Source organism: Nocardia brasiliensis (genome assembly GCF_011801125.1).
GTDB lineage: Bacteria > Actinomycetota > Actinomycetes > Mycobacteriales > Mycobacteriaceae > Nocardia > Nocardia brasiliensis_C.
This window is the reverse complement of record NZ_CP046171.1, coordinates 6,136,765-6,151,127: the sequence shown is the minus strand read 5'-3', so window position 1 is coordinate 6,151,127 and position 14,363 is coordinate 6,136,765. Positions and strand designations below refer to the sequence as shown.

General features: G+C 63.1%; 13 protein-coding genes. 11 read left to right on the top strand and 2 right to left on the bottom strand.

What is annotated here, in order from left to right:
- Positions 1-7: 7 nt before the first annotated feature.
- Positions 8-1,558: an FAD-binding protein gene (locus tag F5X71_RS27860; protein ID WP_167464677.1), complete on the bottom strand. Its 1,551-nt coding sequence runs from the start codon at positions 1,556-1,558 to the stop codon at positions 8-10.
- Positions 1,559-1,664: 106 nt separating this feature from the next.
- Here F5X71_RS27860 and F5X71_RS27855 point away from each other — a divergent pair, with 106 nt between their 5' ends.
- From F5X71_RS27855 to F5X71_RS27840, 4 genes are all read left to right on the top strand, one after another.
- Positions 1,665-2,561, top strand: coding sequence for a phosphotransferase (locus tag F5X71_RS27855; protein WP_167464676.1), 897 nt, complete (start codon positions 1,665-1,667; stop codon positions 2,559-2,561).
- 8 nt (positions 2,562-2,569) lie between these two features.
- Positions 2,570-3,334 carry an inositol monophosphatase family protein gene (locus F5X71_RS27850; protein WP_167464675.1) on the top strand — a complete coding sequence of 255 codons (765 nt, stop codon included), beginning with the start codon at positions 2,570-2,572 and terminating at the stop codon, positions 3,332-3,334.
- A gap of 178 nt (positions 3,335-3,512) precedes the next feature.
- Positions 3,513-4,532 carry a zinc-dependent alcohol dehydrogenase gene (locus tag F5X71_RS27845; RefSeq protein WP_167464674.1) on the top strand — a complete coding sequence of 340 codons (1,020 nt, stop codon included), beginning with the start codon at positions 3,513-3,515 and terminating at the stop codon, positions 4,530-4,532.
- A 57-nt stretch (positions 4,533-4,589) separates the two neighbouring features.
- A complete protein-coding gene (locus tag F5X71_RS27840) occupies positions 4,590-5,870 on the top strand; it encodes a DegT/DnrJ/EryC1/StrS family aminotransferase (RefSeq protein ID WP_167464673.1) in 1,281 nt (426 codons plus the stop codon).
- On the opposite strand, the gene F5X71_RS27835 is transcribed toward F5X71_RS27840, so the two are convergent.
- Positions 5,839-6,123, bottom strand: a complete 285-nt coding sequence (locus F5X71_RS27835; protein WP_167464672.1) for a phosphopantetheine-binding protein — start codon at positions 6,121-6,123, stop codon at positions 5,839-5,841. The genes F5X71_RS27840 and F5X71_RS27835 overlap by 32 nt on opposite strands.
- Before the next feature lie 119 nt (positions 6,124-6,242).
- Here F5X71_RS27835 and F5X71_RS27830 point away from each other — a divergent pair, with 119 nt between their 5' ends.
- From F5X71_RS27830 to F5X71_RS27800, 7 genes are all read left to right on the top strand, one after another.
- Positions 6,243-7,517 (top strand): lysine N(6)-hydroxylase/L-ornithine N(5)-oxygenase family protein, encoded by a 1,275-nt coding sequence (locus F5X71_RS27830; protein ID WP_167466795.1) that lies wholly within the window; start codon positions 6,243-6,245, stop codon positions 7,515-7,517.
- 29 nt (positions 7,518-7,546) lie between these two features.
- Positions 7,547-8,251, top strand: coding sequence for an FMN-binding negative transcriptional regulator (locus F5X71_RS27825; RefSeq protein ID WP_167464671.1), 705 nt, complete (start codon positions 7,547-7,549; stop codon positions 8,249-8,251).
- Positions 8,220-9,818 carry an AMP-binding protein gene (locus F5X71_RS27820; protein ID WP_203218225.1) on the top strand — a complete coding sequence of 533 codons (1,599 nt, stop codon included), beginning with the start codon at positions 8,220-8,222 and terminating at the stop codon, positions 9,816-9,818. The genes F5X71_RS27825 and F5X71_RS27820 overlap by 32 nt, the downstream gene beginning before the upstream one ends.
- A 93-nt stretch (positions 9,819-9,911) precedes the next feature.
- On the top strand, positions 9,912-10,568 hold the full coding sequence (locus F5X71_RS27815; RefSeq protein WP_167464670.1) for a hypothetical protein: 657 nt from the start codon (positions 9,912-9,914) through the stop codon (positions 10,566-10,568).
- A 204-nt stretch (positions 10,569-10,772) separates the two neighbouring features.
- Positions 10,773-12,443: a fatty acyl-AMP ligase gene (locus tag F5X71_RS27810; RefSeq protein WP_167464669.1), complete on the top strand. Its 1,671-nt coding sequence runs from the start codon at positions 10,773-10,775 to the stop codon at positions 12,441-12,443.
- 23 nt (positions 12,444-12,466) lie between these two features.
- A complete protein-coding gene (locus tag F5X71_RS27805) occupies positions 12,467-13,366 on the top strand; it encodes an acyl-CoA desaturase (RefSeq protein ID WP_238815509.1) in 900 nt (299 codons plus the stop codon).
- 50 nt (positions 13,367-13,416) lie between these two features.
- Complete coding sequence (locus F5X71_RS27800) at positions 13,417-14,340, top strand: acyl-CoA desaturase (RefSeq protein ID WP_167464667.1); 924 nt, start codon at positions 13,417-13,419, stop codon at positions 14,338-14,340.
- The last annotated feature ends 23 nt before the right edge of the window (positions 14,341-14,363 follow it).

The window sequence follows — 14,363 nt, the reverse complement described above, 5'->3', positions numbered from 1 at the left end:
TTCCACCTCAACCGTGGTGCTGGTGCGCCGCCGGTGTCGCCCCGAGACGGTCCGTCAATATCGCGGCCAGGCGATGGGTGAGGGCGAGTGTGGTGAGCGACGGGTTCGCCGCACCCAGCCGCGGAAAGGCCACCGGCCCGGCCGCATACAGCCCGGTGATTTGCGGGAACTCGTGATTGTCGTCGAGCACCGTGCCGAGCGGCAGGGTACAGCCCTCGTGATCTTCGGTGCCGAGAAAACCCGACCATGTGGCGGGCTCGCCCCACTTGGAAGTGCGCATGGTTTCGGGGAGCACGAACTCGTTCGTCCGGGAGGGCGAGCGGAAATCGCCGAACTCGAGCAGGCCGGCCCGGCAGGCGGCGAGTGCGGCGAGCTCGGTCCACGCGTCCTGCAGAATGCGGCGTTGCGCGAGGAGAACGGCTTCATCCGCCCGAGTGGGCACCGCGTGGATCCTGATCGACGGATTCCCGAGGGGCAGGGTCAATTCGACATAGTTGTCGGTGGAAGGTAGCTGTTCGCCCGTCATCTGCAGGTCGACGAAGACCGAGCCGTCGGATTCGCGGGTGAGGTCGAGAAAGAGATTCGATCGGGCCTCGGTGACACATGGCGAGTAATAGGAGCCGGGCGGAATGTGGTGCAGCAGACGCTCGGCGTGCCGGGAACGTATCCGGACAAAGACACCCTGGACCATGTGGTCCGACAACCCGCTCGAGCGCGGTCGGGACAACGCGCCGTTCTCATGGAGCGCGCGAATCGCCAGCGCTGTGCTCGGGATGGTGCCCGCGGCGAGAACAACATGTGCGGCAACGATATTCGTCTGAGCGCCGGTCAGCCGGTCGCGCACCACCACGCCGCGGGCACGCCCCCCTTCGATGAGGATGCGGTGTACCTCGGCATGCGTTCGAATCTCGACTCTCGGCCTCGCCTGTGGTGTCTGCTCCGGCCCGAGCCAATGCTCGAGCGGCGAGTAGGCCCGCCATCGGCCGGACCCGTCCGCGGCGTACCGAATTGCCTTGGGGGTGTGCCGCAGTCGGTATGGTCCGAGCATCGGAGTTTCCTCATCCGACGCCGGACCCGGGCTGTCGAAACCACGCCAGGCCGCCAATCGACGCTCGATCCGCCGATACAGCCCGGCGCCGTCGCGCCCGGAGTGCCGCAGATCGTCGACGATCACGGCGGGCCATGCGGACGAATCGAGCGTCTCCGGTTCGATCGGAAGTGCCACGCCGTACCAGTAGAGTGACCGACCGCCCAGGCGCTGCCGGATACCGGAGCTGCCGGTGTAGCTCGGCGGGGTGGCAGACGACCACGGCCTGCGAAAGTAGGTGTCGGTTTCCGGAAGCAGCCACTTCCGCAGTGCGGTATCGGCGGGATACGCCCAGTTGGCGTGCTCCAGCTCGGTCGCAGGCCCGGCCTCGACGACGAGTACCCCGGGCACCCCACGTAATTCGAGCTCCTTGGCGAGTTCGAGACCGGCGAGCCCGCCTCCGACGATCACCACCGCGTATTCATCCGCTGCGGCGTGGTCTTTCGCGGAAAACGAAGAAAACGTGATCATGTGGCGTGAACATCCTTTCCAGAACGGCCGTACCGGCGAAAGATGTGTGCATCGGCTTTGTCGTCCGCCTGGGCCAATGATTCGGTACACGGACCGAGGAACGCAAATGATGTCACCACTCGAAGACCTGGATCATTCTCGGCTCGATGCGCTACTGCGATGTCAATACGGTGCGGCGGACGTTACCCTCGATTTCGTGCCCTATGGCGGCGACAGTTGGCAATATCGAAGCGGCGACCTCTGGGTGAGTGTCCGGCGAGATCTGCGCGGCCACATCGTCGAGGCGTACGAGGGAGCCCGGCTACTCGAGGAATCCGGTCTCGCATTCGTGCTCGCGCCGCTGCGGGGCGTCGACGGTCGAGTATCCCGGATGCTCGGCGACCGTCCTTTGCTTGTGTCGAAATACGAGCCGGTCCGTGAAGCGCTTTCGCTGTCGGCCACCGAGATCGGCGCGGTGATCGAGATGTTGAACCAGGTGCACCGGTCGACGCCCGCTGTCGAACTGTTGTCGGAGGATTTCGAACTGTCGTTCGCGGATGACATCATCTGGGCAATGCGTCGCGCGGACAGCACCCCGCCGCATTCGGGGCCGTTCAGCGCGCCACTCACCGAACTCATCCGGTCGCACCGAACGCAATTGCGTGCCTTGCGGGCGGAACTCTCCCGACTCGCCGAAACGTGGCGTGTCGATAAGCCGCGGTTCGTGCTGACCCATGGCGAGCCCGGCACCGGGAATATCCTGCGGCGACCCGGCGGCCTCATGCTGGGGGACTGGGGCGAATTGATGTGGGGGCCGCCCGAGCGGGATTGGTTCCATTTACGGAGGTCATTCGGCGCGGCGCCAGAAGCGGATGCGGCGCTGATGCGGTTCTATGAAATCAGGTGGTTCTTCAACGAGTTCACCGAGTACGCGGTCCGCTTTTTCGGCGAACACGAGGGGAACGAGGAGGACGCGGCAATGTGGGAGAACTTGATTCGATGCTTCACGGAGATAGAGATTTGATAGCCCGATTGGTCCAGGACAATGCCCGGCTTTTGCTGGCCTGGCAAGCATTGGACGTGATAGACGCGATGTCCCTGGATGCCATGAAGCGCGGTCGGCACGACGTGACCACGAAACCCGACGGTACACCGGTGACGGGGCTGGAGCTGGAGGTGGAACGTCTGCTGGTCTCGCGGATCGACGCGGCGTTCCCGAGCGATTCCGTCCTGGGCGAGGAATCGGGCGTACACCGGAAGGGCGCTGACCTGTGGATCATCGATCCCATCGATGGCACAGGCAACTACCTGGAGGGCGTTCCGATCTATGCCCACATGATCAGCTATACCAGCAATAGAAAGGTTGCTTTTTCGATTGTCAGCGCGCCCGGCCTGAATGCGCGATGGTGGGCTCTGGGCGGTGCGGGCGCGTTTCGCGGCGATCGGCGGATACAGGTATCGACGGTGGCCGACATGGGCGCCGCGCAGCTGTGTTACGGCGGTTTACGCGACTATGACGAAGAGGCGGCACACCGCTTGGTCCGCCTGGCCCGCAGGTGTCGGCGCAGTCGCGGGTATGGCAATTTCCTGCCGCATATGTTGGTTGCCGAGGGTACCTATGATATCGCCGCATCCGCGCCCGGCAATGCGATCTGGGACCTGCTGCCGCTCGTACATATCGTGACCGAGGCGGGCGGCCGGATGACTTCTTTTTCGGGAGGCGCGCCCAACGCGGGAACACCGGTGTTGACCTCGAATGGAGCGCTGCACAACGACGCGGGCAGCGTACTCGCGTAGTAGCGCACCGACTTCAGCCACTGTCGACAATACACCGGCGCATCCGTGCATGAAACGAGTCCGCCGATGCCAAGTGGACGAGAAATAGAAGTTACGACCTTGACGCCGGATCGTGCTAATTGCTTCGATAAACGCAGTCGAGTAAGTGTCCGATTGTCGTTGTGCAGGGAGAAACGCTATGCAAGCATTGGTGTTCGAATCTCCGATGAAACCGGTCCTACGCCGACTGGACGTGCCCGAACCGGCTGCCGGCGAAGCCCTGGTCAAGATCGCATACAACTCGATCTGCGGCAGTGACCTATCACTGTTCAAAGGCGTGTGGCATGGATTCAAGTATCCGATCGTCCCGGGGCACGAGTGGAGCGGGGAAGTTGTCGCGACGGCGGCCGGGGTCGCGGCCGATCTCATCGGACGCAAAGTCGTCGGTGACCTCACTTGCGCGTGCGGGCAATGTGCCGCGTGCGGCCGGGGAGAAGACGTGCTGTGCCAAAATCTGCAGGAACTCGGGTTTTCCAGAGACGGGGCATGTGCCGAATACATGACAATTCCCGCGGCGAACCTCCATGTACTGCCCGCGGACCTCGATCTGCGCACCGCGTGCCAGGTCGAGCCCATGGCGGTCGCGCTACATGCGATGGAAGCGATCGCCTTGGCGGCCGGTGAACGGGTCGCCGTGCTCGGTGCCGGTGGTATCGGTCTGCTGCTGATGACGGCGGCGCTGTCGCGCGGGGCGGACGTCACCGTCGTCTCGGATCCGATCCCGGAACGCCGCGCCGTCGCGGCCGGGTGCGGAGCACGCGTGGTCGCCGCAGCAGGTGTGGGCGAGTTGGCACGGCTGATCGAGGGTCAGGAAGATCTACGCCCCGACGTGGTATTCGAAGCGTCGGGTTATCCGTCGGCGGTGCAGGAGGCCATCGAAATCGTCCGGCCGGGCGGCCGGGTCTGTCTTGTGGGGTATCGGACCGATGAGGCCGGCATGTCCGAGCCCCATATGATCACGGTGAAAGCACTCACACTTCGTGGTGTGCTCGGGCCGGGTGGGCGTTTCGCGGATGCGATCTCCGTACTCGGCCGAGGCGACGTGAACATCGAACCGTTGCTCACCCACGAATTCGGTCTCGCCGATTACGAAACGGCGCTCCAGCTGGCTTTGAGTCGCGGCTCGGGAAACATCAGGTCCTTCTTTCACGTGGCGTAGTCCACGGTCGATTCGACGATCGAGCCGCACGGTTCGATGGAGAACAGAGGTTGAACAATGTCGAATATGCTGGCGGTGAACGGCGGAAGTCCGATCCGGACGAGCCGATGGCCCGCATGGCCACGTCCTGCGGCTCGGACCGAGGAACTGCTCAGCGAGACAGTGCATTCGGGTCGGTGGGCACTGTCCGGACCGTGGATGGGCCGCCCGGCGATGGAACAGCGCTTCGCCGAGCTATTTGCCGCGTACAACGGAACTCCGCACTGTATCCCTACCGCCAGCGGAACCAGCGCTTTGATCATCGGATTGGAAAGTCTCGGCATCGGTGCGGGGGACGAGGTCATCGTCCCGGGGCTGACCTGGGTGGCGTCGGCCTCCACGGTGCTCGCCGTGAACGCTGTTCCGGTGCTGGTCGATATCGATCCGGAAACTCTCTGCCTGGACCCCGCGGCGGTGGAGGCGGCGATCACCGCCCGAACCCGCGCGATATCCGTGGTCCACCTCTATTGTGCGATGGCACAGATGGACCGGATCATGGATATCGCGGAGCGCCACGAACTCGCGGTGATCGAGGATTGCGCCCAAGCGCACGGTGCGCGGTGGCGCGGCAGGCGGGCCGGAACGCTGGGATCCGTCGGCACTTTCAGTATGCAACAGACCAAGTTGCTGACGGCCGGCGAGGGCGGGGCGGTCATCACGTCGGATGACGCCCTGGCCGAGCGTCTGTATCAGTTGCGGGCCGACGGCCGACGGCGTGCCGCAGGGGAACTCACGCCCGGGGAAATGGAGCTGGTGGATAGATCAGAACTCATGGGAAACAACTATTGTATGTCGGAGTTCAGCGCGGCCATCCTCATCTCGCAGCTGGAAACGCTGGATCAGGAGAACGAGCTACGCGCGACCAATGCTCGACGGCTGACCGATCGGTTGGTCGATGTGCCCGGTGTACATCCCGTCGCCACCCCTACCGAAGTGACCACGCCGACCTACTATCAGTACGCCGTGCGAATCAACCGTGAGGAGTTCGCCGGCCGGACCACGGCGGCGATTTCGCGGGCACTGGATGCCGAAGTAAGCGGTGGATCGATAACGACCTGCTACGCGCCGTTGAACTGCTCACCGCTGTACCGGCCGCATACCAAGACTCGGTACGGAATCAGCCCCGAACACCGTCGCAGGATCGATCCCGGCCGGTACGAGTTGCCCGAAGCGGAACGGGCGCACCAGGAGGTGATCACGCTGCCGCATTCGATGCTGCTCACCGATACGGACGGCATCGACGGCCTGGCCATGGCATTTGCCAAGGTCAGGAAGTACGCCGAGGAGATTTCTGCATGATCGGGGTCGTGTCGGGTTGCTGCCGGTCCAATTCCCGGCAGAGGTCGGCGAGCACGGGATTCGCAAACATCATCGTTGGCGTCAATTCGATGCCGATCCGTTGACGTGCGGTCACCGAGACGATTGTGGCGAGCAGCGAGTCGCCGCCGATCTCGAAGAAATCCTGTTCACGATCCGAGACCGTCACCGACAGCACTTCTTCCCAAATTGTTGCCAACTGTCGTTCTCGCGAGGTGCGCGGTAGTTCGCCCACGATGTCCTCCTGACGCAATCGGAACCCGTAGCCACTACAGCAAAAGCGGATAGCGCTGTCAAACTCTGGAAACGTCGGAAATATCAACGGCAACCTAGTAGGACGAGAAGGCATTGACCATGCAAGCGACGCCAATCTATGACGTGCTCGGAGTAGGTTTCGGCCCGGCGAACCTTGCGGTGGCAATCGCGTTGCGGGAAGAACGGGCCACCGCAGGCAACGGTCACGCCGACATGCTGTTCTTCGAGCGCCAGCCCTCCTTCGGCTGGCATCGCGGCATGTTGGTCGACGGTGCGACGATGCAAATCGCCTTCTTGAAAGACCTCGCGACACTGCGGAATCCGCAGAGCGATTTCACATTCGTTTCATATCTGCACGCGAAAGACAGGTTGTCTTCGTTCATCAACAGCAACACCTTGTATCCGCTGCGGGTCGATTTCCACGAATATCTCGAATGGGCGGCACGGCATTTCGAGGGGCAAGTGCAATACGGTGCGGAGGTGATTTCGCTTCGGCCCGTTGTCGTCGACGGCAGCGTGGAGTCGATCGAGGTTGGCGTCCGCGCGAACCACGCTACGACGGTATATCGCACGCGTAACGTGGTGATCGGCGCGGGGCAGGAGCCGCGCCTGCCGAGCGGAGTAGCGGTCTCCGACCGGGTCTGGCATACGTCTCAGCTGCTGCACAGCGCGGCCGGCCTGGACCAGGCGCCCCCGCGCCGTATCGTGGTCGTCGGCTCGGGCCAGAGCGCGGCGGAATCGGTCGACTTTCTCTATCGCAGATTTTCCGAAGCCGAGATATGGACCGTGCATTCGCGATTCGGATATTCGGTGGCGGACGACAGCCCGTTCGTGAACAGTATTTTCGATCCGGACAGCGTCGGTCGATTCTATTCGGCACCCGCCGATGTGAAGGAGATGTTGCAGCACTACCATCGGAACACCAACTATTCCGTGGTGGACCTGGAGCTGAGCCGGGCCATATATCAGAAGATCTACGAAGAATCCGTAGTCGGCAGGCAACGGCTGTATGTGCTGAACGTTTCGAAGGTGCTGCGCGTCGAAGAGTTGAACGACAGTGTCCGACTGGAGATCGAGGATCTCTCCACCGGTGCGGTGCGGGAACTCGATGCGGACGTCGTTCTCTATGCCACAGGCTACGTTCCCAGCGACCCCGGCACACTCCTCATGACGTTGGCCGAGGAATGCAAGCGGGACGCAGAGGGGCGGCTCGTTCTCGATCGCGACTACCGAGTGGTCATGTCCGCATCGATGCGCTGCGGTATCTACGTGCACGGATCATATGCCGAGCACTCGCATGGGTTGTCCGCCGGATTGTTGTCCAATGTTGCCGCTCGGGCGGGAGAAATCGTCCGTTCCATTCATCTCCATTGAGCCGGAGGCCGGGAGGGCTGAAGAAGCGCATGTATGTACCACCGATATATCATCCGGCGAAGGCCGAGTGGACGGACTACGTGATTCGCCGGTACCCGCTGGCCGTTTTGCTGACGAATGGTCCGGCATATCCGTTCGCGACGCATTGTCCGTTGATTGTGGAGAGGTCTGCGCATCCGAATGGTGACGCTGCCGAGTACTGGTTCCTCGGCCATATGAACAGAGCGAATCCGCACTGGCAGTCGCTGTCCGCCGGAGTCGGCGCCAAGTTGATATTTTCTGGGCCGAACAGCTACATCACGCCGGCCATGTACAACGTGCCCGTGGCCGCGCCCACCTGGGATTTCATCTCGGTACACGTATCGGGCATGCTCTACCCGATGGAGAGCGGCGAGCCGACGCTCGACGTCGTGACCCGGACCGTGGCGGCATTCGAGAACCTGTTCGGGGCGAACTGGGACACAACGGATTCGCTCGACTACTTCGATCGCATCGTGCACGGCGTCGGGGCGTTCCGCTTCGTCAGCACCTCGGTACACAGCATGTTCAAACTCAGTCAGGAAAAGCCTGCGGATATGCAGGACCGAATTATTGCCGAGTTATGCGTTGCCGACTCCGGTAGCGCTCGTGACCTGGGGGAATTCATGCGGCAATACGGCCTCGGCTCAACGGACCGGGAAGTCGGGGAAGCCGTGGTGAACGATGATGGAGGCGTCGGTGAGCGGACATATTGAATCCATTGCCTGGGGCGGGCCCGCGGAGTACGCGTGCTTCGTGGACCAGATCCTGGAGCGGGCGCGGACATCTCCGCACGCGTGCGCTGTCGACGATGCGGACTCCAGCCTGACCTACGGTGAACTCGCGAATTGGGTCTGGGGTATCGCCGCCGCGTTGCGACGGAACGCGGTCGGGCCCGGCGATATCGTCGGGGTCGCGGTACCGCGCAGCGGCGCGGCGGTGGCCTCGTTTCTGGCGGTCACATTGATCGGCGCGACATATCTTCCGCTGGATCCGGCCTACCCGGCCAAACGTTTGGCGTACATGGTTTCGGACAGCGGAGCGGTGGTGCTGTTGCAGACGGCGGCGGCGCCGCGGGTGGCGACGGATGTACCGCGGATCCACATCGAAGAGATTGGCTCCACCGATACTGACGAACCGACCGAGCTGCTGTCGACGAGACCGCACTGTGCGCCGGACCGACCGGTTTACGTCATCTACACGTCCGGATCGACCGGCTGGCCGAAGGGGGTAGCGTTGCCACATCGCTGCGTCGACAACATGGCGAACTGGCAGATGGCTCATTCGGTCCGCCCCGACGTGCGGACCGCGCAATTCGCGCCACTGAACTTCGATGTCTTCTTCCAAGAACTCCTGGGCACGCTGTGTGGCGGCGGATCATTGGTCATCGTTCCGGAGGACATCCGACGGGATCCCTTCGCGCTGTGGGAATGGCTGGCCGAGAATCACATCGAGCGCCTCTTTCTGCCTTATGTGGCCCTCCATATGCTGGCCGTCGCCTCGGCAGGTTTCGATGTCGGCCGTTCGGCGCTCGTGGAGGTGAACACTGCCGGTGAGCAAATGGTGTGCACACCGGCGATCAAAGCGCTGTTCGAGCGTCTGCCTGCTTGCCGGCTGTCGAATCATTACGGCCAGAGTGAATCGGCCATGGTGTCGGCGCATATCCTGTCCGAACCGGTGCCCGCCTGGCCCTCGTTGGCACCGATCGGACGGCCGCTGCCAGGTTGTGAACTCCTGATCGATGCCGCGGACGCCGCCGATCCCTATACCGGCGAGCTATTGGTGGCGGGCGCGCCGTTATCGCTGGGCTACCTGGGTCGCGATGAACTCAATCGGGCGAAGTACATACCACTCGCGCCAACGGCACACGGCCACGATCGTGCATTCCGGACCGGCGATCTGGTGCGGTACGACGGGGAGGTGGTGCACTTCATCACCCGCCTGGAAGACGAGGTGAAGATTCGCGGAGTTCGAGTGAATCCGTTGGAAACCGAAGCTTGGTTGCTGGAGCAACCCGGTGTGCTCGAGGCCGCCTGCGTGGTCGAGGACAACGGGCCGGGTCGGCGCACGCTAGCCGCGGCGGTAACCGCCGACGCCGCGGCAGACCGTCCTGACCCGACGGCGATCCTGGCACGTTTGCAAGAGGTACTTCCGGACGTTGCCGTGCCGAAGCTTCTGGTCGTGCTCGGCGAATTGCCGCGGACGCCGAGCGGCAAGATCGATCGCGCGGAGATCGCGGCCGAAATACGGGGCGCGACCACCGCTGCTACCGGCGGGCGGTGAGGCGTGGAAAGGGTACTCGTCCTCGACTACCCAGGTAAGCGACCGGAGGCCCGAGTTCAGGACTTGGGTCTGGATGCGGCGGGGTGTGTTCTGGTGGACCCGCTCTCCGAACCGTTACCTGCCGTGACAGACCGGCACGAGTACGCGTCCGAGCTGCTCGGCCGAGCCGGGACGGGAATTCCGGTTTCCGGAATAATCTCGTATTGCTCGAGTTTCGCGTTGGCGAAAGAGTGCATTCGGCAATTGGTCGCCGCCGGACATCCGCATGCAGCCCTGATTGCGTTCAATCCGATCGCCGCCACAGCGGACGACATCGCGGACGCGTACAACTCCGCGAGGAATATGCTCGGTGGTACCAGCATCGAGCCGTCGATGATCGCGCTTTCGCTGCGGCATCCGGCGCAGGCGCGCGCAGTATTCGAGCAAGAATTGCGCGGGCTCGCGGCGACCACGCTGCGGGACCGCGGTATCCCCGAGGATTTCGTTTCCGTCTCGGCAGAGGCCTCTGCGCGCATGTATGTCGACTGGCTCACCTTTCTGCTGGTGGCCTACGGCGACGATGCGCCGGACCAGGCACCCTGGCGCACACTCTATGTCTCGTCCTCGGATCATGTTGGCACACAGCCGGTTCGAGCCGAAATCGATGCGCACCTCGAGGTCGCTTGTGGCAGCGCCGATCTGCTTCGGGTCGAGCGGAGCCGACGCGCGGTGCTGTCGTTTCTGCGTCGTGCATCGTGCGACACGCGGTGAAGTGAGCTCGCGAAGGGCGGTGTGCGGCAAATCTCGGTAGCCGAGCGCGCGATCGATGTGCGCAATGCTCAGGCTCGGATGTTGTCCACTTCTGCATTCAACCGTCTCGCCGTAAACTCTTCGAAAGAATACAGCGTCGTTGGCTTCCGGGCGACTCTGCTCGGGTTGAGCCGACATTTGTATCAGCATGGAACAGGCTGCACCATGTCCACGCCAAACAGTATTGTCGATATCTTGATCGAGCGTTCGGAATCGGACGACCCCGGGTACCTTTTTCTCTCCGATGGCACGGTGGAGTCGGAGCAACGAATATCATTTCGTGAATGTGGCAAGCGCGCCGATGAGTATGCGGCCGCACTGTACGCCGGCGGCGTCCGGGCCGGTGACCGTGTAGTCCTGGCGTCCAGTCCGGGGTTGCATTACATCGCCGCCCTCTACGGTGTGCTGAGCATCGGCGCGGTCGTCGTTCCCTGTTATCCGCCGCTGCGCGGTAAGGATGTCGAAAGGTTCCGCGCGTTGCTGGCCGCGGCTCCGGTCGCGGTGATCATCGACGAGATCTTCGAGCACCGCGTTCGAGAGCTGGCCGCCCTGGACTGTGACCGGCCTGCGCCGTCGATCGTCACCGGCAGGCAGTTGGAGCAGGGCGCGTCCGTCCCTCGTGTGCACGCGCGACCGGACAGTCTCGCGTTGATCCAGTACACCTCGGGATCGACCGGTTCGCCGAAGGGCGTCGCGATCACCCACGCAAATCTGGTCAGCAATTGCCGGGTACTCGGACGCAATATGGGCGACGATCCCGAGCGCGTCGGTGTCTCCTGGCTGCCCCCATATCACGACATGGGCCTGATCGGCACGATCATCCTGTCGATGTTCTACGGCTGGCCCTTGGTCACGATGTCACCGCTGCATTTCGTCCAACGCCCGCTGCGGTGGCTCACGGCGCTCACGCACTACGGTGCCACGACGACAGTAGGACCGAACTTCGCCCTCGATCTGTGCGCCGAATCCGTGCGCGACGCGGAACTGGACGAGCTGGATCTGTCGCGCGTGCGCCACCTGTATTGCGGTGCCGAACCGGTCCGGTCGGGCACTCTCACCCGTTTCGTGAAACGCTTCGGCGATTGCGGCCTCGATCCCGATGCGATCATTCCGTGTTACGGCTTGGCCGAGGCGACGCTGTTCATCTCCGGACGACGGAAGGGGCAGCCGTTGCGGTTGAGCGGGGCTGGCCATGACGCGGTCGTCAGCTGCGGCGTGGTAGATCAGGAGCATCGAGTCCGGATCGTCGATCCGACATCGCTTCGCGAACAGCCCCAAGGAGACGTGGGCGAAATATGGGTCTCCGGCCGCAACGTGGCCGCGGGCTACCATGGCGACGCCGCGTCGACGGCAGTCGCATTCGCTGCTTCCCTGCATGGCGGCGACGAAAATTACTTGCGCACAGGCGATCTCGGGTTCATCGAACAGGGAGAGTTGTACGTCAGAGGCCGCATCAAGGACGTGATCGTCATCAATGCGCGCAATATATTTCCGAGCGATATCGAATTGCTCGTCACTGGGCTCGACCAGAATTTCAGGCGCGCGGCGGCCGTGTCACTCGAAGGTGCTCGCGGTGAGGAGCTCGGGGTGCTGGTCGAATTCGATGGCGCAGGTCTGGACGAGCGATCACACAAACGACTGACTACTGAAGTTCGGGCGAATATTGCGACAGCGTTCGGGCTGCGTCTCGCGCACTTCGCGATCGTCGCCAAAGGAGCGATACCGACAACGACCAGCGGCAAGGTGCGTAGGTACGAAGTAAGGCGGCTGCTCTCGAACACCGATCTCCTCGCTCCGAAACTCCAGCCGATCCGCCAGAGAGAAGTACGCCTATGACGGACGTATCTCCGAAGCCTCCCGTGACGACCGATTCGAGCAGGCACACAGCGAAGCGCGACCGCACGGCGTCGCGGCTCGCTTATCTCACGGTGGGCCTGCCGACGGTCGGCGCCGTTGCGGCCGTAGTCCACGCGTCGACCAGCGGACTGTTCGCATCGGATGTCGTCGCCTTCGTGCTCATGTATGCAGTGACCGCCCTCGGCATCGAAGCGGGCTTCCATCGGTACTTCGCGCACAGATCGTTCGAGGCGGTGAATCCGGTCAAAGTCTTTCTCGGTATCTCGGGGTCGATGGCGCTCCAGGGTCCGATCATCTTCTGGGTAGCCACGCACCGGGTGCATCACGCCTACGCCGACACCGAACGAGATCCGCATTCGCCGCGACCACGGGGTTCCGGCCCGGCCAAGCGGTGGCGAGGGCTCTGGCACGGGCACGTCGGCTGGTTGTTCAGAGTGGAAAGAATGGACTGGAGCAGGCACTGCAAAGACCTGCTGCAGGACCGCGGCGTGATGAAGATGAACGCCTACTACTTTCATATCGCGCTCGCCGGAATCGTATTGCCCGGACTGGTTGCCGCCGCGGCGACGCAGAGTGTGCGCGGTCTGATCGGTGGCATCCTGTGGGGCGGATTCGCGCGCATCTTCGTGCTCGACCATGTCACCTGGATGGTCAACTCCCTGGGCCACACCATCGGTAGCAGGCCATATCCGACGCGGGACGGCAGCACGAATATCGCATTGCTCGCACCCCCTTCGGTCGGCGGCTCGTGGCACAACAACCACCATGCGCGGCCGAGTCTCGCGCGCACCAGGCGCCATTGGTGGCAGTTGGACCTGGCCGGCGACTTCATTCGACTTCTGAACATCCTCGGCTTGGTCAGCAGGGTGCGCGCCGAGACGAAAGGAGAGTTGGGAAAGTGAATTCTTCCGCGAACCGAGGCGCCGGCCCGACGGCCGAGCACCGGGAATCAGTGGCTCGAGCGATCGTGCAGCTCAATCCGAAGAGCGCACGGGCAAAACGGATCGTCGCCCTTGTCACGATCGGGATTCCGGGAATCGGGTTTCTGATCGCCGTCTACCTGGTGGTGACCGGCAGCGCCTCCGCCCTCGATTGGATTCTTTTCGCCGTGCTGTACGCGGTGCAGATGCTCGGCATCACAATAGGATTCCACCGTTACGCCGCGCACAAGTCGTTCAAGACGTCGCGAGTGTTCGAAGGCGTCATGATGATAGCCGGCTCGATGGCGCTCGAGGGACCGCTGCTCTTCTGGGTCATCACTCATCGCCGACACCATCGTTTCGCGGACGAGCTGGGCGATCCGCACTCCCCGAACATGAGTGGGCCCGGTCTGCGCGGAAAATTGCGTGGCCTCTGGTACGCGCATATCCCGTGGATGTTCAGTGACAAGGAATCACGGGTCGAGGTCTTCGCGCCGGACATCCTCCGAGATCGCGTGCTGTTCAACTACAGCCGGACCTATCCACTGTGGGCCATGTCCAGCCTGGCGCTGCCCGCACTCATCGGATATCTGGTCGGTGGCAGTGCCGGGTCCGCGTGGTCGGGCTTCATTTTCGGCGGTCTGGCGCGAGTCTTCGTGGCGAATCAGGCGGCCTGGTGTGTCGGCTCGATCAGTCACATGATCGGCACCCGGCCGTTCGCCACCGAGGACGACAGCGCCAACAATTGGCTGGTCGCGATCTTCACCTTCGGTGAAGGACTGCAGAACAACCACCACGCCTTTTCCGGCGCCTACCGCCACGCCATGCGGTGGTGGGAGCCCGATCTCAGCGGGTTGATCTTGGCGCTGTTGGCGAAGCTGCGAATTGTCTGGGATCTCAAGGCGCCGAGCGCGTCCGCCGTCGGATCCAAGCTACGACGGAACGCGCCTGCCTGAACCGCGCGCGGTTACCGAAGAAG

Excerpts from the sequence above, each read along its gene's own strand:
- F5X71_RS27855 (WP_167464676.1), top strand. The coding sequence starts at position 1,665 with ATGATGTCACCACTCGAAGACCTGGATCATTCTCGGCTCGATGCGCTA.
- F5X71_RS27810 (WP_167464669.1), top strand. The coding sequence starts at position 10,773 with ATGTCCACGCCAAACAGTATTGTCGATATCTTGATCGAGCGTTCGGAA.
- F5X71_RS27820 (WP_203218225.1), top strand. The coding sequence starts at position 8,220 with ATGATGGAGGCGTCGGTGAGCGGACATATTGAATCCATTGCCTGGGGC.
- F5X71_RS27830 (WP_167466795.1), top strand. The coding sequence starts at position 6,243 with ATGCAAGCGACGCCAATCTATGACGTGCTCGGAGTAGGTTTCGGCCCG.
- F5X71_RS27840 (WP_167464673.1), top strand. The coding sequence starts at position 4,590 with ATGTCGAATATGCTGGCGGTGAACGGCGGAAGTCCGATCCGGACGAGC.
- F5X71_RS27860 (WP_167464677.1), bottom strand. The coding sequence starts at position 1,558 with ATGATCACGTTTTCTTCGTTTTCCGCGAAAGACCACGCCGCAGCGGAT.
- F5X71_RS27825 (WP_167464671.1), top strand. The coding sequence starts at position 7,547 with ATGTATGTACCACCGATATATCATCCGGCGAAGGCCGAGTGGACGGAC.
- F5X71_RS27845 (WP_167464674.1), top strand. The coding sequence starts at position 3,513 with ATGCAAGCATTGGTGTTCGAATCTCCGATGAAACCGGTCCTACGCCGA.